Raw genomic sequence first — 19,652 nt, 5'->3', positions numbered from 1 at the left:
GATGAAAGTAGAAGATTACCCACGCTTTACAATTATTATGAGGGGTTACACATATGAACAAGCTTATGCAGTTTTAACGGCAATGAGTGGGCTTGAGAAAGAGTTTGCAGTTGAAATCACATTAAACACTTTAGGGGCTCTAGAACATATCAACAAGTTAAGCAAATTATTTGGTGAAACTATTCTCATTGGGGCAGGAACAGTAAGAACGTTACCTGACGCCCAAAAAGCCGTCGCAGCTGGGGCTCGTTTTTTATTAGGTCCCCATCGTTTTACGAAGCAAATAATGGATTTTGCAAGGAAAGAGCAAGTGCTCTCAGTACCGGCGGCAATGAGCCCTTCTGAGATCAATGAGATGTTTACAGATGGAGCGGATATCGTTAAAGTTTTCCCCGCTGCAGTTGTGACACCACGCTTTTTCACAGATGTGCAAGCTCCATTGGGCAAGCTACCTTTGATGGGTGTTGGTGGAATTTCGATTTCTAACGCCAAGGAATATTTTGACCATGGAGCGAGTTATCTTGGTTTAGGTTCCAATCTTTTTCAATCGCAAGACTTGCAAGCTGCTGACCCAGCAAAACTAGCGCTATCACTACAGAAATTAGCGACAGAGATTTAAGGAGGAAAACAAATGGAATTGCAACTGAACGAAGAACTAGTATTTCGAAATATAAAAGCAGGCAGTGATAAAGAAGTCCTTGCTTTTTTAGCGAATGAACTATACCAACGAGGCTATGTCAAAGAAGATTATATCGAAGCAATACAGTTACGCGAGTCCGAATATCCAACCGGTTTACCTTCGACACAGCCCGGCGTAGCAATTCCTCATGCAAATTTTGATTTGGTCAATCAAACAACTTTGGCGATTGCAACCTTAGAAACAGCTGTAGGGTTTCGCAATATGGAAGATAATCAAGTCATTTTACCTACTAAAATCGTTATCATGATGGCCATCGGTGAACCGCACGGCCAAGTGGAGATGTTACAAAAGATTGTCAGTATTATTCAAGATGAGCCACTTCGTGAACAAATGACGGCGGCGAATTCGGATCTAAAATTGCTGACATTATTAAAAAAGGCGATAGCCTAAAAAATAGGAGGAAATGAAAATGAAAAGAATTTTAATTGCTTGTGGGAATGGGATTGCGACTTCAACCGTAGTAGCATCAAAAGTGAAGGATTATCTGAATGAACATGGAGTTGAGGCTTCCACAACCCAAACCAAACTGATGGAAGTACCTAGTAAAGTTCAAGACTATGACTTGTTAGTGACAACTGGTCAATTTGAAGGTCAGACTGGTGAAGTTCCTGTGGTAAAGGGAATGCCTATTTTAACGGGAATTGGTTCTGAACAAACTATGGAAGAAATTTTGAATTATTTAAAATAAAAAATTTAAGGAGAAAAAAGAATGAATTATGTAATGAATGTATTCAATTTCTTTATTGACGCTGGTCCTACAGTGATGCTTCCTGTCATTATTACAATTATCGGCATGATTTTCGGTTTGAAAATCTCAAGAGCATTTAAGTCTGGGCTAACACTAGGAATCGGATTTGCAGGGATTCGTCTGATTCTGGATTTTATGACAACCAATGTCGGACCAGCAGCCCGTGCTATGGTAGAGCGGACCGGCGTACAGCTGGATGCCTTGGACGTAGGATGGGGCTCAATCGCGGCGGTTACTTGGGCATCTCCAATTATTGCACTGCTTATATTTGCTATATTGATCGTTAATATCATCTTGTTGGTTCTCAAAAGAACTCAAACGTTGGATGTTGATATTTGGAATTATCATCATATGGCTATTGTTGGTGTAATGGTTTATTTTGTGACTAAGAACGTAGCGTTAGGTGTGGGCGCATCAGTTGTAATGGCAATTGTCACATTTAAAATGTCTGATTGGTCACAGCCTTTGGTTGAAGATTTTTTTGGAATTCCAGGGGTTTCATTACCCACGGTTTCAGCCTTATCTTCTTTAGTAATTGCATGGCCGTTAAACTGGCTTTTAGACCGCATTCCTCTTTTTCGAAATTCCAAGTTTACCATTAAGGATGCACAAAAATATTTGGGCTTCTTTGGGGACTCTATGATTATGGGCGGTGTCATAGGTATCGCAATCGGCTTTTTAGCTGGCTATGATATCACTCAGATTCTTCAATTAGGGGTTATTATGTCTGCTGTCCTTGTTCTGATACCAAAAATGACCTCTCTTTTTATGGAAGGATTAATGCCTATTTCAGACGCAGCGCAAAAATGGTCTCAAAAGAAATTTAAAGGTCGCCGTTTATTTATTGGACTAGATGCAGCGGTTGTTGTGGGCAATCCAGATGTTATAACAACTGCACTGATTATTATTCCTTTAACAATTGCTATGGCTTTGGTCTTACCCGGAAATCGTGTGTTACCATTTGCCGATTTAGCTGTAGTTCCATTTCGAGTAGCAATGGTTGTTGCATTGACTAGAGGAAACTTGCTGAAAAACATTATTATCGGTTTAGTTGTCACAGCCTCTTTGCTTTGGTGTGGAACAGTCACTTCACCTATTCTAACCGAAATAGCCAAACAGGTAGGGATTGATCTTGGGTCCAGTGCCATGCTTATTTCTTCTTTTGCAGCAACTTCAATGATTCAAAGTTACCTGGTTTTCATTGCATTCACCTATGAACCGATGATTGGTATTCCAGTTCTTCTTCTAGGATTTGGCGGTGTATGGTATTTCTTTGAAGGAATCAAAAAAATTAATCGTGAAGCAGCAATTGAATAAAATATTGTCGAAAAAGAGGAGTAGATTGTTTTGAAAATTTCTAAAATTACAGTATATAAAGTAAAACCCCGCTGGATTTTTGTAAAATTGTCAACAGATGAAGGAATCGATGGCTGGGGAGAGATGATTTCTGGAACAAAAACCGAAACAGTTGTTGCAGGAGCTTATGAGGTAGGGGAAAGATTTCTGTTAGGACAAAACCCGTTTGAGATTGAGCGATTGTTCCAAGAAATGCACCGATCTTTCTTTCGTGGCGGTCCCATACATGGAACAATCGTTTCTGGTCTAGAGATGGCTTTGTGGGATATTAAAGGAAAAGCATTGAATGTTCCTATCTACGAACTATTAGGCGGTGCTGCTCGTGACAGAATCAAAGTATATTCTTGGATCGGCGGTGATCGTCCGGATGATGTCGCAGAGCAAGCACAAGATCGTGTTGACCGTGGGTTTACTGCAGTTAAAATGAACGCAACAGAGGAACTGCACTATATTGACTCTTATGTAAAGATAGAGGAAGTGGTGGAACGTGTCGCTTCGATTAGGGAACGCTTTGGTAATAAATTGGATATTGGAATTGATTTTCATGGGAGAGTCCACAAGCCGATGGCAAAAGTTTTAGCGAAGGCATTAGAACCTTATCATCCAATGTTTTTAGAAGAAGTTGTTCTTCCTGAGAATGAGGAACATTTTAAAGAAGTTGCCCAGCTTGTGGCAACGCCTTTAGCCACTGGGGAGAGACTGTATACTCGCTGGCAGTTTAAAACACTTTTTCAGCAAGGAGCAATAGATGTGATCCAGCCTGATGTGGCATTATGTGGAGGGATCATGGAAATGCGAAAAATAGCTGCCATGGCTGAAGCTTATGACGTGGCTGTTGCCCCGCACGCACCATATGGTCCCGTTGCTTTAGCAGCAACACTGCAAGTTGATTCTTGTACCCCAAATGTTTTTATTCAAGAGCAAAGCTTAGGAATCCATTACAATAAAGGCTTTGATCTGTTAGATTTTGTGAAAAACAAAGAAGTATTTCAGTATAAGGATGGCTATGTAGAATTACCAAGTAAGCCCGGTTTAGGGTTGGAGATGGATGAAGATAGAGTTAGAGATATTTCACAAGAAGGGTTGGTTTGGACCAATCCTAAATGGAAGAACTATGATGGCACTATTGCAGAATGGTAGTCTGAAAGGAAGTTATTCATGGCGGAAGCAATTATGATCAACTTATTTTTACTCGTTCTGTTAGTGATGCAACTCAAAGAGCAGCGCAAAATTCTTTTGCAGGCAAAAGCGAGCTTTATAAAAAAGGCAACTGCTTTCATTCTGTCTGCGCTTCTTTTCGTCATTTTTTGGCCAGATCAGTTGAGTGACCAGTTGAAATTGTTTGCACTGATCGGCTTAGTCTGTTTAGTTGGTTTTTCAAAAGAAGGCTTAGGAGCAGATCAGCTGATCAAACTGGGTGTTTTAAAAGGTGAATATGATCAATATACCGCAATAGAGATTGAACAAACAGTAAATAATCAAACTTTTGTAACCTTTTATAAAAGCAAAAATAGCCGCTTCTCGCTTTTATTTTCAGAGTCACCGCAAATCTTGGCAGAGTACTTCAGTTTATTGAAGAAGGAAGAGAAGCTAGTGTTTAAGGAAGAAGGATTGACGCAAAAGAAGCAAAGGAATACTAAAGTATCCCATTAATTTCGTTTGTGGAGAAGGACAAATTTAATAAATTGTGGTAATCCTTACTGATTTTAAGCAAAGAGTAAAAATCAATCAGCTATATTTTTATTCACATCGTCGGGTTATAAAAAACTGGGAGAATGAACCATTCTCCCAGTTTTTTATCGTTTCGAAATCGCCGTGTGGGCATACGCCTCGATCAATGGAATGACTTCTAATTTTACTTTGTATTTGCGCTCTAGCGCAGTTTCGATGGTAAAAGTATCACTTTCTGTTTCAGAAATCGTTGCTAGAACACGATCTTCTTTCGGGGAAGCTTCGATCACGATCGTTTCTCCTGAAGATTGTTTGGCAGAAAATTTAGGGAATGCTGCGATTTTTTCAGCAAATGCTGAAAAAGTCATTGTGTTGTCAGCAGTATCAGCCATTGTTTCAGTTGCTTTTTCTACTTCTTTAGTTGATGCAGAGGTAGTCGGTGCAGCCGCTTCAGCTGGTGTTGATTCTTCCTTCACTTTCGCTGGTTCTTTTGCAGGAGCGGGTGCCGTACTTTCTTGCGGATTGGTCGGCAACCAGTAAGCAGCGATCTCATCGACTAAGTTATCGCTGAAACGATCAAGCAAACCAGCTTCTAAGCGTTGGATTCGTTTCACGACGATCTTGAAGTTCTCATCTAAAGGAACAGCGATTTTTTGTTCTTTTGGCGTTTCCTTCAACAATTCAATCAATAATTCCTCTTGGTTTTTAGGATTGATATACACAGTCGTCGGAAGGTCAAACTTATCTGCTGTTTTGCGCTCGATCGCTGTAAACAACTGTTGTCGAGCTGTTTCATAAGACGGGCGGAATTGTTGTTTCAATTTTGCTAATTGTTTCTTTTTCATAATCTTCTCCTCTCGATCACTATCGATTATAAGGAAAATTTGCAGAAAAGAACAGTGATTCTCATGAAAAAATACAAAAAAATTTATATACTTCCTGAAAAAACACCAACGCTGCTAAAAAAGCGGCGCTGGTGTTTCTACTAGATCATTGATTTGATGGTACTTGGGCATCAGGACCAAAAGGTCATTTTCTCCAGTTGCGACTAAGTAGTTTTCCCAAAGAAAAAAGCGTGGTTCCCCAGTAAGTTTCTCGGTCAGCATCTGCTGATAGTCGCTGGTCGTCCATTGACGTGCTGGAAAGTGTTGGACTTTGTCTGGCCAAACGAGAAAAACAAAATCAGCATGTAAGGCTTTTTGAACAGCAGGGGAGAGATGATTCAAATCAGTTTTTTTCATAGGCTTCTCCTTTATAGAGAGTGAAATTAAAACCCTGTCGTATCTGGATTGGTCGCTTTCCCAACCACACCATCTAATTGATCGATCGTTTTCATGTCCTCTTCAGATAGCTCAAAATCAAAGACGTGAATGTTTTCTTCGATCCGACTTGGTGTGACTGATTTTGGTAATGGCAAGAAACCATGTTGTAAAGACCAGCGTAATGCAACTTGAGCGATTGATTTTTGATGCTTTTCAGCTAATGTTTTCATTTCTGGTACATCAAAGATCTTCCCAGTACCTAATGGGCTGTATGCTTCAAGCAATACATCGTGTTCTTGGGAATAAGTCACGACTTCTTCTTGTAACTCGCCAGGTGCAAGGAAAATTTGATTGACCATTGGGAAGATAGTCGCTGTTTTTTTCAATTCTTCAAAATGATGTGGTAAGAAGTTGCTGACGCCGATCGCTTTGATTTTGCCTGCTTGATACAACTCTTCAAAAGCACGCCATGTTTCTGCGTTCGCTGTTTGCCAATTGTCGCGAAAAGCCACTGGATTTGGCCAATGGATCAAGAAAAGATCGATATAGTCTGTTTGTAATTTTTCTAAAGATTCTTCAAAAGAGGACATCACAAGATCATAAGAATGGTTCGCATTCCATAATTTTGTAGTCAAGAAAAGCTCTTCGCGGGGAATGCCGCTTTCTTTGATCGCTTGACCAACACTGGCTTCGTTTTTATAGCCTTGTGCTGTATCAATATGGCGGTAACCTACTTCTAGTGCTTTTTTGACTGATGCTACGGCAACGTCGCCGTCTGGTGTTTGCCATGTGCCAAAGCCTAGCTCAGGGATGGTCACATTGTTTGATAACGTATAGCTGTTCATGTTCATTCCTCCGTTTTCTGTGATACTTCTAGTTTAGCAGACGAGGCAGGAATTTCCAATGATTGCACCTTTTAAAAAGAAAGCGAATGTTGAAGGAAAATGCCGATTCGCTCTTGTCAGTTCGCCTATTTATTTTGTACACTAGACAAATGGATAAGGAGCGTAACCAATGGATATTTATTTGAAACATGCGATTTTACACATTGTGGACCGTCAAACAGGCGATCCAGTTTTTTCTCAAGTTGAACTTGATTTAACAACGGAATACATTCGTGATTATTTGACGAAGAAAATACAGAAACTTGCTACACCGCAAACCAAAACAGGTCGTTTACTCGAAACTTCAACGATCGCTCAATTGGTCAAACAAGCACCAGACGACTTTATCGCAGCCAGTGAATCGATCGTGCAACGCTGGTATGAAGCGTACAAGGAAAGTGAAGATGCGCCAAGTGCGGATGCGTTTGTCGTCTTATATGAATTAGATACAAGAATGCAGCTGGCTTTTTTGAAGGTCAATTATCAAGATGGCTATACGCATTTTATTGATAATGGGGAGGCTGGGATCGAAAATAATTTGATTTTGCATCGTGCCTTACTAGCAGGTAAAACCCAAAAGGCAGATGAAGGGATCACGATCGATGTGGAGAGCTTAGGCTTTGAACTGATTGAAAAGAAATATAGCTTTTCAGGTGAAAAATACGCCTACTTTTCAACAAAAGTCATTGATGCCGAACCGATCCCATCTTTAGAAGAAAATGTCAAAGTCATCAAAAAAGTAGCCGAAAAAATTGGTCAGAAATTTGAAACACCCACCTATAACGTTGTTGCCGATTTGAAAGAAGCGGTCTACGACACGATCGAAGAGTCTGGTCATATCGATGTGAGTGAAGTGGCGCAAAAAGTCTTTAAAGACAATATTACTGCTCAGCTTTCATTTCAAGAAGAAGTGGTTGAAAAAGGATTCGTCAATCAAGCACCGATGATGCGGGATGTTCGTGAGATCTCGGAGAAAAAATTTGGTAAGCAAAAACTAAAATTATCGAATGGAATCGAATTGATCGTTCCTTTGGATGTTTACCGAGATCCGAATTTGATCGAATTTATCAATAATCCCGATGGCACGATTTCCGTAACGATCAAAAATGTAGAAGAAGTGATTAATCGGATGTAACAAGAGCTGTTTCTAAGCAGACGATGGCAGAACAAGTACAAAAAAGCGGCTCTTTGTCAATAATGAAAATGGAGCTGAAGAATCAATTCTGATTCATCAGGCCCATAAATTATAGAGCACAAAAAGCAGGGCGTCCTCATTTAGAAAGAGGACGCCCTGCTTTTTTACAGACGCTTGCTTGATCGACAGCAGCAATTATTGAGGGGTCAACTTTTCAAGAGCCGCTTGAGGAACGTCTTCTTCAGAAACTTCTTCCCAGCTTATAACGCCTTTGTTTGGATTGACCAATAGTTTCAAATAGGCGCCTTCTTTCAAAGGAGCGGAACGGTGTTCATTCATTTTGACCGTTTTGACGTCACCAGAGGCGCTGTAGGCTGTTTGTGTATAACGATAGATGTTTTCAACGACCCCCTCTTCACTGACTTCGGTATCGTGTTCCCCCGCATCGTTGATAACTGTATAGTAGTCACTTCCACCATAGTAATAGTCATAAGTAAGGAAGCAGCCGCCAAGAAAAATTGCTGTAAAAACCAGCGCTGCAATGATTTTCTTCACATTTCTCACCTCATCTTCTATTATTCATAAAAACTAGGCTTGCGTCCAATGGATCACAAAAAGCAAAGAAATTCTTAGGGATTAGCTGCCGAGTCCTCTTGCTTGACTTTGACTAATTTTGACCTATAATAAGGGTAGATTTAAACTTACAAAAAATAAGTTAATCCTTATCTCTTTGGAAGCGTAAATCGCAAAAATATGATTCGAGTCAACCAACGACTCAACTTTCTCTAGGAGGGAAACAATATGGCAAAACAACATTATGATCGTAGCAAACCCCATGTTAATATCGGAACGATAGGACACGTCGACCATGGGAAAACAACCTTGACTGCTGCTATTACCACAGTTCTTGGGAAAAAAGGACTTGCCAATCCGCAAGATTACGCAAGTATCGACGCGGCTCCTGAGGAACGCGAACGTGGTATCACCATCAATACTGCTCATGTGGAATATGAAACGGAAAAACGGCACTATGCCCATATCGATGCACCGGGACACGCGGATTATGTGAAAAATATGATTACAGGGGCTGCTCAAATGGACGGTGCAATCTTGGTCGTATCAGCGACAGATGGCCCAATGCCACAAACACGGGAGCATATTTTGCTTTCTCGTCAAGTGGGTGTGAAACATTTGATCGTCTTTTTGAATAAGACGGACCTTGTCGATGATGACGAGTTGATCGATTTAGTTGAAATGGAAGTCAGAGAATTGCTGACTGAATATGATTTTCCTGGCGACGACATTCCTGTGATCAAGGGCTCTGCGTTAAAAGCCTTGGAAGGGGACCCAGATGCTGAAGCAGCGATCTTAACGCTGATGGATACAGTAGATGAATATATCCCAACGCCTGAACGTGATACAGACAAACCATTATTGTTACCAATCGAAGATGTCTTTTCGATTACAGGACGGGGAACCGTTGCTTCTGGTCGGATTGATCGTGGCATGGTAAAAGTCGGGGATGAAGTAGAGATCGTCGGAATCAAACCTGAAACACAAAAAGCAATTGTCACTGGGGTAGAAATGTTTCGCAAAACGATGGACTTTGGCGAAGCTGGCGATAACGTAGGGGTATTGTTACGGGGGATCACCCGTGATGAAATTGAACGTGGCCAAGTGTTAGCAAAACCAGGTTCCATCACACCACATACGAAATTCCAAGCAGAAGTCTATGTGTTGACGAAGGAAGAAGGCGGTCGCCATACCCCATTCTTTAATAACTATCGCCCACAATTTTACTTCCGTACAACGGACGTAACTGGGAATATCGTTTTACCAGAAGGAACGGAAATGGTGATGCCTGGTGACAACGTAACGATCGATGTGGAATTGATCCATCCGATCGCTGTAGAAAATGGAACGACCTTCTCCATTCGTGAAGGTGGACGAACAGTTGGTTCTGGTATCGTGACCACGATCGAAAAATAAAAAATAGTGAAACAGTGCTTCCATTATCTGAAGGAGCACTGTTTCCTTTTTTCATGTCAAACCATCAACAATCCCTCCATCAGCTTAGGATTGCTTGTTTTTTTCTAAATAATCTTGTGATTTTATTAAGGATTTTTTAGGAGAGAAAAAATTCTAGTCAGCCTGTTCATTTCATAGTACGATAGATTCTGACTTAGAAAAGATGGGATGTATTTGATGAGAAAAATTCGACGTTTCCTAGGATTTGTACTGAAGCTTGCGCTCTTGCTGCTGCTGATCGGAGCAGGGGTTTGGGGCTATCGAAATTACACGGCATTGAAAGCTGTCTATGCGTATGAAGAGGAAATCGCACAGCAGACACAAGCCCACGACATCTCTGAATATCAGTCTTTAGCAATGAGTATCATGCTGACGGAGTCAAAAGGACAAGGCAATGACCCGATGCAAAGTTCTGAAAGTGTATATGGAAAACAAAATCAATTTGATACGCCAGAACAAAGCATCGAACAAGGGGTTTCTTATTTAGCCGAGTTGATCGAAAAAGCCGAGCAAATGAACTGTGATCTTTGGACCGCAGTCCAGGCTTATAATTTTGGGACAGATTATATTGATTATGTCGCTGAACGGGGTGGCATGAACACCTTAGAATTAGCAGAAACATATTCCAGAGAGGTTTTATCCCCGTTGTTAGGCAATGATACAGAACAAACCTATCGTTATTGGGGCATCCAATCCGTTTTTTATAATGGTGGTCACTTGTATCATAACGGCGGCAATTTATTCTACGCTGATTTAATAAAAATGAATCAATGGAAGATCAATGTTACGGCGCGTTTCTTTTCATAAGCGTTGTAAAATAAGTGAAACAAAAAAGCTTGAAATACAAATAAAATATGGTAAAATCATTATGAGTGATTCTGTCTAATTATTCTTCGCACTGATATCTATTAGTGCGTTTTTTTACCTAGTAAACCGATGAATACTTACCAAATGGAGGTGAGTGGATGGCACGAATTCCTCAAACGGTCATTGACGACATTCGCGAACGTAGCAATATCGTCGATATCGTGGGACAGTATGTCCAGTTAAAGAAGTCTGGAAAAAATTATTTTGGTTTGTGTCCGTTCCATAATGAAAAATCACCTTCTTTTTCCGTTGCAGAGGACAAACAAATTTTTCATTGCTTTGGTTGTGGTCGTGGTGGAAATGTGTATGGTTTCTTACAGGAGCTTGAAGGGATCAGTTTTCCAGAAGCAGTCGTCAAAGTAGCAGAAATGAACGATATTCCTCTTGATCCGCAATATCAGCAGTCTGAAGGCATCAATGAAGCGACCTCACAAACGAGTCAATTGATTGCGTTACATGAAAAAGCCGCCGAAGTCTATCATCACATGTTGGTGAATACGGCTGCTGGACAAGAAGCGCTTGATTATTTATTAGATCGTGGCTTGACGATGGCACTGATCGAAGAGTTCAATATTGGCTTTGCACCGAATGAACGCTCGTTTTTGGAGAAAGTTTTTTTGAATGAAAAAGCCAAAGCAGAGTTTTTTCCTGATACAGGACTCTTTGTTCAGCGCAACGATGGCTCACTGGCGGATCGCTTTTACCAGCGAATCATGTTTCCGATCCGCAATCCTCAGGTAAAAACGATTGGTTTTTCTGGTCGTTGGTTAGCAAGCGAAAAAGTCGGTGATCAAGACCAACCAAAATATTTAAATAGTCCTGAAACGATTCTTTTCAATAAACGCGAGGTTCTTTTCAACTTTGACAAAGCGCGACGAGCGATGCGTAAAGATGGCCAAGTGTATTTATTTGAAGGATTTATGGACGTGATCGCCGCTTGGCAAGCAGGGATCGAAAATGGGATCGCCTCGATGGGGACCAGCCTGACCAATCAGCAGATCGCCCACATCGAGCGAGTGGCACAAGAAGTGATTCTTTGTTACGATGGAGATAGTGCAGGGGTTGAAGCCACGAACCGTGGGATCGATCTTTTGCAAAACAATAGCCGCTTGAAATTATCTGTGGTTCGAGTGCCGGAACGGATGGACCCAGATGACTATTTGCGCAAATATGGGACAGAAGCTTTTTATAAATTAGCTGTACATGGGAAAGAAACCGTCTTTGCTTTCAAAATGGATTACCATCGAGCGAATCGAAATTTGGCCAATGAGAAAGAGCAGCTAGATTATGTCCAAGTAGTATTAAAAGAATTACAGCGGGTGGATTCTTTGCTGGAGCAAGACCGTTATTTGACTCAGTTGTCCACAGAGTTCAACTTGAGCCGTGAGACCTTGCAGCAGCAGCTCAAGCAAAACCGGCAAGAGCAGCAGCCGCGGCAAGATGCACCGCCGCCAGCGCCAACAACCAATAATCCTATGGTCTTTACGCCGCCAACGCGGCAACAGCCCAAAACACAGGTAGAAAAAGCACAAGAATTATTATTGTACCGTTTGTTTCATGACAGTACGTTAAACCATCGCTTTCGAGCGAGTGGCATATCCTTTATCCATGATCGTTACCAACAGCTTTATCTGCTGTTTGATGCGTATATGGAAACAGAAGAACACTTTGTTTTAGCAAAGTTCTTAGATTTTTTAAAAGAAGATTCAATGAAAAAAATGGTGATCGATATTGCAGATCTTAAAGCTTCTGAGGAAGGGACTGAACAAGAATTTCAGGACATTCTGCAGGTATTTCAAAAGTCGGGCATTGCTGAAGAAATCAATCAAAAACGAATCCAGCAGCAAGAAGCAAGACAAAAAGGAAACCAGCAATTAGAACTTGAACTTGCGATCGAAATCATTGATTTGACCAAACGGTTGAAACAAGCTAAATAGCGAACTGAAAGGGGCTTTCTTTCATGGCAGAAGAAACAAAAAAAACGTATGACAAAGCAGTTGCCGAATACATCCGAGAAAACAAAACAAAGGGGCAAGTTGTTTACGATGACATTACGAATCGTTTAGCAACGCCGTATACTTTGGATGCTGATGCAATGGACAAATTAATTCAAAAACTGGAGGATTCAGGCATCAGTGTCGTGGATGAAAATGGAGAGCCTTCAGTCCATAGTCTAAAGAGCAATGAAAAACGACAAGAAACACAACCTCAAGAAGATCTGTCTGCACCAACTGGTGTGAAAATCAATGACCCCGTTCGGATGTACTTGAAAGAAATCGGTCGTGTGCCGTTATTGACCGCAGAAGAAGAAGTGGCGCTCGCACTGAAAATCGAAGAAGGCGATCAAGAGGCAAAACAGCGTTTGGCAGAAGCCAACCTACGTTTGGTCGTTAGTATTGCCAAACGTTATGTGGGTCGAGGAATGCAATTCCTTGATTTGATCCAAGAAGGAAACATGGGCTTGATGAAAGCCGTTGAGAAATTCGACTACCGCAAAGGGTTCAAATTCTCGACCTATGCGACCTGGTGGATCCGTCAAGCGATCACCCGTGCGATCGCTGACCAAGCGCGAACCATTCGTATTCCTGTGCATATGGTGGAAACCATCAACAAATTGATCCGTATTCAACGGCAATTGCTGCAAGACTTAGGGCGCGAACCGACACCAGAAGAAATCGGCGCAGAAATGGATCTGCCGACGGAAAAAGTTCGTGAAATCTTGAAGATCGCTCAAGAACCTGTTTCATTAGAAACACCGATCGGTGAAGAAGACGATTCTCATCTAGGTGATTTTATTGAAGACCAAGATGCCACAAGTCCAGCAGAGCATGCGGCTTATGAGCTGTTGAAAGAGCAGCTAGAAGATGTACTGGATACGTTGACTGACCGTGAAGAAAACGTGCTGCGCTTGCGTTTCGGAATCGATGATGGTCGTACTCGGACATTAGAAGAAGTCGGCAAAGTCTTTGGGGTAACGAGAGAACGGATTCGTCAGATCGAAGCAAAAGCATTACGGAAACTACGCCATCCATCTCGTTCAAAACAATTGAAAGATTTCTTAGAATAATCAAGGTTTATCGACTTTCCAAAGGAACCCTTTGGAAAGTCTTTTTTATTCAGATTCTGTCCTCTCGACACAAGATTGGTAAAGAACTTAATAAAAACGTAACCAAGCAAGTGTTGGCTAATTGCCAAGAATGTGATAAATTTAATTTTGTGCATCTGCATCAAAACGTAACAAACAACGAAGTGTCAAAAAAGACCCATTATTTGCTGGTCTAAAAAAAGAAGCAGTAGGTACAGCAAGCGTCTGATGAAAGAGGCGACTGCTTCATAAAAGGAAATGCAAAAAACAAAAGGAGTCAGTTTGAATCAATGAAGAAGACATGTCCTGAATGTGGATTTCAAGCAATAGAAGAAACACCCGTTTGTCCCAATTGCGGGTTCCAATGGAACCAGGCAAAGGAGAATGAACTGGAACCAACATCTGACTCTTCCGTTACGCCAGAAGAGCCACAGAATAAAAATGATGATATTCGCTGGTCAGACTTTAAAAACGTCCCGATCGGAAAAATGGAGGAGCACTTAGGTGATCGGCCATCCTCAAATGAAGAAACGATCGACCTCGCGCAGCAAGGGACTTTTTCCGATGAGCAACATGTAACCCCCACATCAGCCTCTAAGAAAGAAGCTGAGGAAAAAACGGAAGTAGAAAGTTCTAGCGCAACGCAAGAGCATGCGACATCAGCCAGTGAGGAAGCAAGTGAAACCGATGCATTAAGTACGGAGGAACAGCATGACGCTGATATTTTGGCTGCTTATATCCGCCAACACAAACTTGATGAAGAAGAAAAAGCCGCTGCTCTAGAAGCAGAAGCCGCCACTGATGATTTGTCTGCTACTGAAGAAGAAAGTCAGGAACAAGCCAGTGAGGAACCTCTACTGATAAGCGAAGATGAACCAGTGACGGATCCAGTCATTGAAGAAGCGAAGAAGCAGCCAGAACCAGTGATCGATCCAATTCCTGAGCCGATCACCGCAGCGGATGAAGCACCGAAAAAGGCGACTACTGAAGAAAAAACGTCGACGCCTAGCGAAAAAAAGAAGAGTCCTCGCAAAGCACTCTATATTACAGCGGCTTGTTTATTAGTGGCAGCTGGTGGCGGTTGGGCGTATTACTATCAACAGCAGCAACAAGAAACAGCCCGAGAAACGCAACTGGCGCAGGAAAACCGTACACTCGATCAAATTGAAAATGAGCTGAATGATTTTTATACAAATGATGAACGAGTGTTCATTAAAAACGACAAAACATCAGAACAGCTGACGGCTGTGACGAATCAGTTGGCAGAGTTTCAAGACCATGAACGGTACGATGCCTTGTCACAAGAAGCTGCGACGATCGCTGACAAACTAGCAACTTTGACCGAGATCAACAGCTATTTTAGCAGTCCTGCCGTTGTGGAAGATCAATTGGAAGAAGTCTCATTGAAAGAAGCGGCTGCCGTCACAATGGCGAAGCGTGAGAACGGGGATGCCTTTGATGAGTTGATCAATCAAGCCATCGACATGGGACAAAAAGAGTTCAGTGCGATCGAGGAAGTTCAAAATGCGGTGAAGAGCATGGTGGCTTTAAGTGGTGATGGTGAAGCACCTGCAAGTGTCACCCGTGAGAACTACAATGCCTTGATGAAAAAAGTCCAAGCTTTACCGATCGATTCATTGGTGGAAAGTCTCACTGCTGATCTGCGCAAAGTCGATACTGCGTTGACGAAGCGTGAAACCGCTACGCAAGAAGCAGCGGCACAACAACAAGCGGCCCAAGAAGCAGCACAAGCGGCGGCTTCTGAGAACACCGCTTCCGCTTCAAGCGGCGGTTCTACAAGCGCTGCGACGCCTGCACAAAGCACGTCTGAAGAAGAGTATGTGCTTTCGCCAAATACGCCAACAAATACCAATAATCAGCCAATTATTCCAGCCCGTCAAAGTGATTTGAATGATGTAAACAATAGCGCTTGGGTGTGGGCAGATGGTGTCCAAGAAAAAATCATTGCCACAGCGATTGCCCGTGGTTACGTGGTTGATGGTGGTTATACTTTTGAACGCGTGCGGATCGTCAACGGCGAAGGCTATTACAATTTTTATGCGACAAATGCCCAAGGCAGCTTGCTTAAAGGAACGGATGATTCAGCGTTCCCGCTATACTTATTTACGGTAAACGCCAAAACTGGCTATTTCAGAGGCAATGGGAACGATCACACCGTTCGCTAAGTCTCCTGAGTCACTAGAAAACTTTCAGAGTTATTACATGCACATGTGAAAAATACTTGTTTCCCCTCCCTGTTTTCGATATGATGAAAGATAATCGTTCAAACAGGGAGGTTTTTTTGTGCAGAAAATAGAAAGATATGATCGCTTTGAAGATGGGGTCATTGCTTGTGTACCAACGATTCTTGGGTACTTAGGGATTGGTTTTGCGATGGGGGTCGTAGGAAAAGGTGTTGGGTTGTCGATTCTTGAAATTATTTTAATGTCTATTATTGTCTATGCAGGCAGTGCTCAATTTATTATTTGTGCATTACTCGCGATTCAAGCACCTTTCATGACGATCGTCGCAACCGTCTTTTTAGTGAATTTACGACATTTCTTAATGAGCTTATCAGTGGCTTCCTATTTTAAAAAGACTCCTTTGCTTTCTGCTATTGGGATTGGGACGCTTTTGACTGATGAGTCCTATGGCGTTTTGACGACGGCACTGCAACAAGACAAACCAGTCACAGCGAAATGGACCCATGGGTTGAACGTGATGGCGTATTTGAGTTGGATCTTCGCAACCTTTTTGGGCGGACTATTAGGCTCGTTTATTCCAGATCCAGAAGCGTTAGGCTTAGATTTTGCCTTGGTAGCCATGTTTGTTGGTCTTTTTTTATTTCAAGTAGAGCGACCCCTCAAGAAGAAAACCCAGCAAACGCTCTTCGTACTCGGGGCAGTTGTGGGGACATTGATTTTATTTATGCGTTTTTCTACTGCTGAGATCGCGGTAATTGCTGCGACCTTGGCAGGATGTTTGGTTGGGACGGTGACACATCATGACTAATTTTGTTATACTAATGCTAGCATGTGGGTTGGTTACTTGGATTCCGCGGATCGTTCCTTTTTTATTTTCTAAAAAGCTCGTATTTCCGAAACCTTTCACCATCTTTTTGAGTTACTTGCCGTTGTGTATTTTGGCGGCATTGTTGGTTCAAAATTTGCTGATCTTTCGAGAAGGGCAATTTCCCATCTTGAAAGTCAAAGAAACTGTTGCCTGTATCCCAGCATTGTTGGTGGGGTATTATACAAAAGATTTGATGAAGATCGTTATCACAGGCGTTATTGCTATGGCACTGCTGCGTTTCTTTTTCTAGCAACGGGCAGTTTTTATGAAGAAGGAGAGAATAGATGAAAGACTTATTAGCATCCGTATTTAGCGGATTGATCATTGATGAAAATGAACAGAATTATTTTGTTCAAAAAGGCGGGGTTACCTTCCGACTAGCCAAGGAAGAAGGCGAACATCATTTAGGTGAAGCCGTCGAAGGGTTTGGCTATCAAAACCAAAAGCAAGAAAATGTACTCACTACGAATATTCCGAAAAGCCGCAAAGGGCATTATGCCTTTGGTACAGTCACAGGAAGCCGTCGCGACTTAGGCGTTTTCGTCGATATCGGTTTAAAAGACAAGGACATGGTGGTTTCATTAGATGAATTGCCAACAATGCGGGAACTTTGGCCCAAAAAAGGCGATCGTTTGATGGTCAGCTTGCGCGTCGACGACAAAGAGCGTATATGGGCTTCGTTAGCAGATGAGAAAATCTTCAAGGCACTGAGTAAGAATGGTACGGAACAGATGAAGAATCAAGATGTTACAGGTACCGTGTATCGCTTAAAACTAGCGGGAACCTACTTGTTGACGGATGATTTTTATATTGGCTTTGTCCACCCATCAGAGCGCTATCAAGAGCCGCGTCTTGGGGAAGTTGTCAAAGGACGAGTGATTGGGGTTCGTCCAGATGGCGTCTTGAACCTTTCGTTGAAACCAAGAGCCCACGAGGCGATTTCAAATGATGCCGCCATGGTCCTAACCTTTTTAGAACGAGCACCAGAAAATAAAATTCCTTTCACCGATAAATCAGCACCAGAAGAGATTTTACAAACATTTGGTATTAGTAAAGGCCAATTTAAACGGGCGTTAGGAACCTTGATGAAACAGCGTTTGGTTGAGCAAAAAGACGGCTTTACGATTCTTGTTAAAAAACCTAATTGAGAATACTTGTTTCTTTTGCTGTTCTAATTTATAATGATTACAATGTTTGTCTTGGGTGATTCTCACTCAAATTAGAATCGTTATAAATTAGCGGCATACGGAGGCAACTATGAACACAACAGCAGCGTTAAAAAAGACCAAGAAACAATTGCACGAGTCGGGGTTCAAATTAACTCCTCAGCGAGAAGCGACGTTGTTGGTCTTATTAGAAAATGAGAAAGATCATTTATCCGCCGAAGAGATTTTCTTCTTTGTGCGCAAAAAAAATTCTGAGATTGGCTTAGCAACCGTCTATCGAACATTGGAGATTTTGACGGATTTGAAAATCGTCGATAAAGTCAGCTTTAATGACGGTGTCGCTCGTTATGACCTACGTAAAGAAGGCGCCAAACATTTCCATCATCATTTGTTGTGTTTGGAATGCGGCAATATCGAAGAGGTTGAAGAGGATCTGTTGGGCAGTGTCGAAGAGATCGTCGAACAAAAGTACCATTTTTTAGTGAAGGATCATCGGTTGACATTTCATGGTGTCTGCCAAAAATGCCAAAACAAAGCCTAGTGTCTGTAGCTGGGCAATTTGAAAAGATTTTTTTATCACCCGAATGATAGTCAGATGGTTTCAATAGGAAGAGAGCTATTTTTTCCGATTTGAAAGAAACCAAAAAATCTGCTATGATTCGGGTGTTTCCTTTGGCAAAAGATACGGGTAGATGCCTCTTTTTTGTTGGCAAGCTACTATCTAAACGAGCCAGAATTTGATATGATAAAAAAGCTGAAAGTAGAGGAAGCCCCATGAACGAACAAATTATTGATTATCTTCATTATTTGACCATTGAGCGCGGGCTATCCCAAAATACCCGTGCCAGCTACCAGCGGGATCTGCAACAGTATCTTGCATTTTTACAAAAAAAACAAGTGACGCAGTGGCAACAGATCGACCGAGTGATCGTTTTGTCTTTTTTGCAAAGTCTGCAAGAGGCGGGAAAATCCTCGGCAACCGTGATTCGGATGGTTTCCAGTTTGCGAAGATTCCATCAATATTTGCGTCAAGAACGGTTGACAGATCATGATCCGATGCAGCATATTGATTCGCCGAAAAAACAGCAGAAGCTACCTGATACTTTGAGTTTGCAGGAAGTGGAGCGCTTGATCGAAACACCAGATACTCGAGCGGTGTTGGGTATTCGTGATCGAGCGATTTTGGAAGTGATGTATGCGACAGGCTTGCGCGTCAGCGAGTTGATCGGTTTGAAATTGAATGATTTGCATTTAAGTATGGGCTTGTTGCAAACAACCGGGAAAGGCGACAAAGAACGGATCGTCCCACTAGGGGATTTAGCGATTCAATGGATCGAAACATATCTCAGCGATGCACGTCCGTATTTGACGAGAAAAACACCGGATGAAAGCCACCTGTTTGTAAACAACCATGGCAGGCAGCTGTCTCGTCAAGGAATCTGGAAAAATTTAAAAGCCTTGGTTCGACAAGCTGGGATCACCAAAAATGTGACTCCCCATACGCTGCGCCATAGTTTTGCGACTCATCTATTAGAAAACGGCGCAGATCTGCGAACGGTTCAAGAGCTGTTAGGACACGCAGATATCTCGACCACTCAGATTTACACGCATATAACGAAGAAACGGATGACGGAAGTGTACAAGCAGCACTTTCCGCGCGCCTAGAAATCGAGGATGG

Annotated in this window: 21 protein-coding genes; 17 read left to right on the top strand and 4 right to left on the bottom strand. The window is 42.0% G+C overall.

Annotated elements, in window-relative coordinates:
• Nucleotide 1 precedes the first annotated feature (1 nt).
• From IGI76_RS11425 to IGI76_RS11400, 6 genes are read left to right on the top strand one after another with little or no spacing between them, the layout of a single operon-like run.
• Nucleotides 2–619, top strand: coding sequence for a bifunctional 4-hydroxy-2-oxoglutarate aldolase/2-dehydro-3-deoxy-phosphogluconate aldolase (locus IGI76_RS11425; RefSeq protein WP_060792350.1), 618 nt, complete (start codon nt 2–4; stop codon nt 617–619).
• Between the two features lie 12 nt (nt 620–631).
• The gene (locus IGI76_RS11420; RefSeq protein ID WP_005229265.1) at nt 632–1,090 is read left to right on the top strand and encodes a PTS sugar transporter subunit IIA; all 459 of its coding nucleotides are present in this window, start codon (nt 632–634) and stop codon (nt 1,088–1,090) included.
• Nucleotides 1,091–1,109: 19 nt separating this feature from the next.
• Nucleotides 1,110–1,388 (top strand): PTS sugar transporter subunit IIB, encoded by a 279-nt coding sequence (locus tag IGI76_RS11415; protein ID WP_005229267.1) that lies wholly within the window; start codon nt 1,110–1,112, stop codon nt 1,386–1,388.
• 21 nt (nt 1,389–1,409) lie between these two features.
• The gene (locus IGI76_RS11410) at nt 1,410–2,765 is read left to right on the top strand and encodes a PTS galactitol transporter subunit IIC (protein WP_333718633.1); all 1,356 of its coding nucleotides are present in this window, start codon (nt 1,410–1,412) and stop codon (nt 2,763–2,765) included.
• 30 nt (nt 2,766–2,795) lie between these two features.
• Nucleotides 2,796–3,944: a galactonate dehydratase gene (gene dgoD, locus IGI76_RS11405; protein WP_060792348.1), complete on the top strand. Its 1,149-nt coding sequence runs from the start codon at nt 2,796–2,798 to the stop codon at nt 3,942–3,944.
• Nucleotides 3,945–3,962: 18 nt separating this feature from the next.
• Nucleotides 3,963–4,457 (top strand): hypothetical protein, encoded by a 495-nt coding sequence (locus tag IGI76_RS11400; RefSeq protein WP_430615745.1) that lies wholly within the window; start codon nt 3,963–3,965, stop codon nt 4,455–4,457.
• A 143-nt stretch (nt 4,458–4,600) separates the two neighbouring features.
• Here IGI76_RS11400 and IGI76_RS11395 read toward each other — a convergent pair whose 3' ends face one another.
• The 3 genes from IGI76_RS11395 to IGI76_RS11385 form a co-directional block, all read right to left on the bottom strand.
• The gene (locus tag IGI76_RS11395; protein ID WP_231435162.1) at nt 4,601–5,320 is read right to left on the bottom strand and encodes a hypothetical protein; all 720 of its coding nucleotides are present in this window, start codon (nt 5,318–5,320) and stop codon (nt 4,601–4,603) included.
• 114 nt (nt 5,321–5,434) lie between these two features.
• Nucleotides 5,435–5,716, bottom strand: coding sequence for a hypothetical protein (locus tag IGI76_RS11390; RefSeq protein ID WP_015510084.1), 282 nt, complete (start codon nt 5,714–5,716; stop codon nt 5,435–5,437).
• Between the two features lie 26 nt (nt 5,717–5,742).
• On the bottom strand, nt 5,743–6,588 hold the full coding sequence (locus IGI76_RS11385; protein WP_376717225.1) for an aldo/keto reductase: 846 nt from the start codon (nt 6,586–6,588) through the stop codon (nt 5,743–5,745).
• A 163-nt stretch (nt 6,589–6,751) separates the two neighbouring features.
• Here IGI76_RS11385 and IGI76_RS11380 point away from each other — a divergent pair, with 163 nt between their 5' ends.
• Complete coding sequence (locus tag IGI76_RS11380; protein WP_333718631.1) at nt 6,752–7,756, top strand: nucleoid-associated protein; 1,005 nt, start codon at nt 6,752–6,754, stop codon at nt 7,754–7,756.
• A 195-nt stretch (nt 7,757–7,951) separates the two neighbouring features.
• Here the strand turns inward: IGI76_RS11380 and IGI76_RS11375 are convergent, their stop codons facing one another.
• Nucleotides 7,952–8,311 (bottom strand): YxeA family protein, encoded by a 360-nt coding sequence (locus tag IGI76_RS11375; RefSeq protein ID WP_231435159.1) that lies wholly within the window; start codon nt 8,309–8,311, stop codon nt 7,952–7,954.
• A 246-nt stretch (nt 8,312–8,557) separates the two neighbouring features.
• Here IGI76_RS11375 and tuf point away from each other — a divergent pair, with 246 nt between their 5' ends.
• From tuf to xerD, 10 genes are all read left to right on the top strand, one after another.
• Entirely contained in the window at nt 8,558–9,745 is a 1,188-nt protein-coding gene (gene tuf / locus IGI76_RS11370) for an elongation factor Tu (RefSeq protein WP_231435158.1), read from the top strand.
• 216 nt (nt 9,746–9,961) lie between these two features.
• Nucleotides 9,962–10,591, top strand: a complete 630-nt coding sequence (locus tag IGI76_RS11365; RefSeq protein ID WP_231435157.1) for a lysozyme family protein — start codon at nt 9,962–9,964, stop codon at nt 10,589–10,591.
• Nucleotides 10,592–10,749: 158 nt separating this feature from the next.
• On the top strand, nt 10,750–12,588 hold the full coding sequence (gene dnaG / locus IGI76_RS11360; protein WP_438781552.1) for a DNA primase: 1,839 nt from the start codon (nt 10,750–10,752) through the stop codon (nt 12,586–12,588).
• Between the two features lie 23 nt (nt 12,589–12,611).
• The gene (gene rpoD / locus IGI76_RS11355) at nt 12,612–13,718 is read left to right on the top strand and encodes an RNA polymerase sigma factor RpoD (RefSeq protein ID WP_005229298.1); all 1,107 of its coding nucleotides are present in this window, start codon (nt 12,612–12,614) and stop codon (nt 13,716–13,718) included.
• 308 nt (nt 13,719–14,026) lie between these two features.
• Complete coding sequence (locus IGI76_RS11350) at nt 14,027–15,922, top strand: cell division site-positioning protein MapZ family protein (RefSeq protein WP_231435156.1); 1,896 nt, start codon at nt 14,027–14,029, stop codon at nt 15,920–15,922.
• A gap of 118 nt (nt 15,923–16,040) precedes the next feature.
• The gene (locus tag IGI76_RS11345) at nt 16,041–16,748 is read left to right on the top strand and encodes an AzlC family ABC transporter permease (RefSeq protein ID WP_231435155.1); all 708 of its coding nucleotides are present in this window, start codon (nt 16,041–16,043) and stop codon (nt 16,746–16,748) included.
• Complete coding sequence (locus IGI76_RS11340; protein WP_010749225.1) at nt 16,741–17,058, top strand: AzlD domain-containing protein; 318 nt, start codon at nt 16,741–16,743, stop codon at nt 17,056–17,058. Before IGI76_RS11345 ends, IGI76_RS11340 begins: the two co-directional genes overlap by 8 nt.
• Before the next feature lie 34 nt (nt 17,059–17,092).
• Nucleotides 17,093–17,956: a CvfB family protein gene (locus tag IGI76_RS11335; protein ID WP_231435154.1), complete on the top strand. Its 864-nt coding sequence runs from the start codon at nt 17,093–17,095 to the stop codon at nt 17,954–17,956.
• A 109-nt stretch (nt 17,957–18,065) separates the two neighbouring features.
• Nucleotides 18,066–18,515: a ferric iron uptake transcriptional regulator gene (gene fur, locus IGI76_RS11330; protein WP_010749227.1), complete on the top strand. Its 450-nt coding sequence runs from the start codon at nt 18,066–18,068 to the stop codon at nt 18,513–18,515.
• 233 nt (nt 18,516–18,748) lie between these two features.
• The gene (gene xerD / locus IGI76_RS11325) at nt 18,749–19,639 is read left to right on the top strand and encodes a site-specific tyrosine recombinase XerD (RefSeq protein ID WP_128488653.1); all 891 of its coding nucleotides are present in this window, start codon (nt 18,749–18,751) and stop codon (nt 19,637–19,639) included.
• The last annotated feature ends 13 nt before the right edge of the window (nt 19,640–19,652 follow it).

Origin of the sequence: Enterococcus sp. DIV2449a (assembly GCF_051711225.1) — a bacterium.
Lineage (GTDB): Bacteria > Bacillota > Bacilli > Lactobacillales > Enterococcaceae > Enterococcus_D > Enterococcus_D casseliflavus.
This window is presented reverse-complemented; position numbering and strand designations above follow the sequence as displayed.

Bases quoted from the DNA above. Each gene is read 5' to 3' on its own strand.
- IGI76_RS11425 (WP_060792350.1), top strand. From the start codon at position 2: ATGAAAGTAGAAGATTACCCACGCTTTACAATTATTATGAGGGGTTAC.
- IGI76_RS11420 (WP_005229265.1), top strand. From the start codon at position 632: ATGGAATTGCAACTGAACGAAGAACTAGTATTTCGAAATATAAAAGCA.
- IGI76_RS11415 (WP_005229267.1), top strand. From the start codon at position 1,110: ATGAAAAGAATTTTAATTGCTTGTGGGAATGGGATTGCGACTTCAACC.
- IGI76_RS11410 (WP_333718633.1), top strand. From the start codon at position 1,410: ATGAATTATGTAATGAATGTATTCAATTTCTTTATTGACGCTGGTCCT.
- IGI76_RS11400 (WP_430615745.1), top strand. From the start codon at position 3,963: ATGGCGGAAGCAATTATGATCAACTTATTTTTACTCGTTCTGTTAGTG.
- IGI76_RS11395 (WP_231435162.1), bottom strand. From the start codon at position 5,320: ATGAAAAAGAAACAATTAGCAAAATTGAAACAACAATTCCGCCCGTCT.
- IGI76_RS11390 (WP_015510084.1), bottom strand. From the start codon at position 5,716: ATGAAAAAAACTGATTTGAATCATCTCTCCCCTGCTGTTCAAAAAGCC.
- IGI76_RS11385 (WP_376717225.1), bottom strand. From the start codon at position 6,588: ATGAACATGAACAGCTATACGTTATCAAACAATGTGACCATCCCTGAG.
- IGI76_RS11380 (WP_333718631.1), top strand. From the start codon at position 6,752: ATGGATATTTATTTGAAACATGCGATTTTACACATTGTGGACCGTCAA.
- tuf (WP_231435158.1), top strand. From the start codon at position 8,558: ATGGCAAAACAACATTATGATCGTAGCAAACCCCATGTTAATATCGGA.
- IGI76_RS11365 (WP_231435157.1), top strand. From the start codon at position 9,962: ATGAGAAAAATTCGACGTTTCCTAGGATTTGTACTGAAGCTTGCGCTC.
- dnaG (WP_438781552.1), top strand. From the start codon at position 10,750: ATGGCACGAATTCCTCAAACGGTCATTGACGACATTCGCGAACGTAGC.
- rpoD (WP_005229298.1), top strand. From the start codon at position 12,612: ATGGCAGAAGAAACAAAAAAAACGTATGACAAAGCAGTTGCCGAATAC.
- IGI76_RS11350 (WP_231435156.1), top strand. From the start codon at position 14,027: ATGAAGAAGACATGTCCTGAATGTGGATTTCAAGCAATAGAAGAAACA.
- IGI76_RS11340 (WP_010749225.1), top strand. From the start codon at position 16,741: ATGACTAATTTTGTTATACTAATGCTAGCATGTGGGTTGGTTACTTGG.
- IGI76_RS11335 (WP_231435154.1), top strand. From the start codon at position 17,093: ATGAAAGACTTATTAGCATCCGTATTTAGCGGATTGATCATTGATGAA.
- fur (WP_010749227.1), top strand. From the start codon at position 18,066: ATGAACACAACAGCAGCGTTAAAAAAGACCAAGAAACAATTGCACGAG.
- xerD (WP_128488653.1), top strand. From the start codon at position 18,749: ATGAACGAACAAATTATTGATTATCTTCATTATTTGACCATTGAGCGC.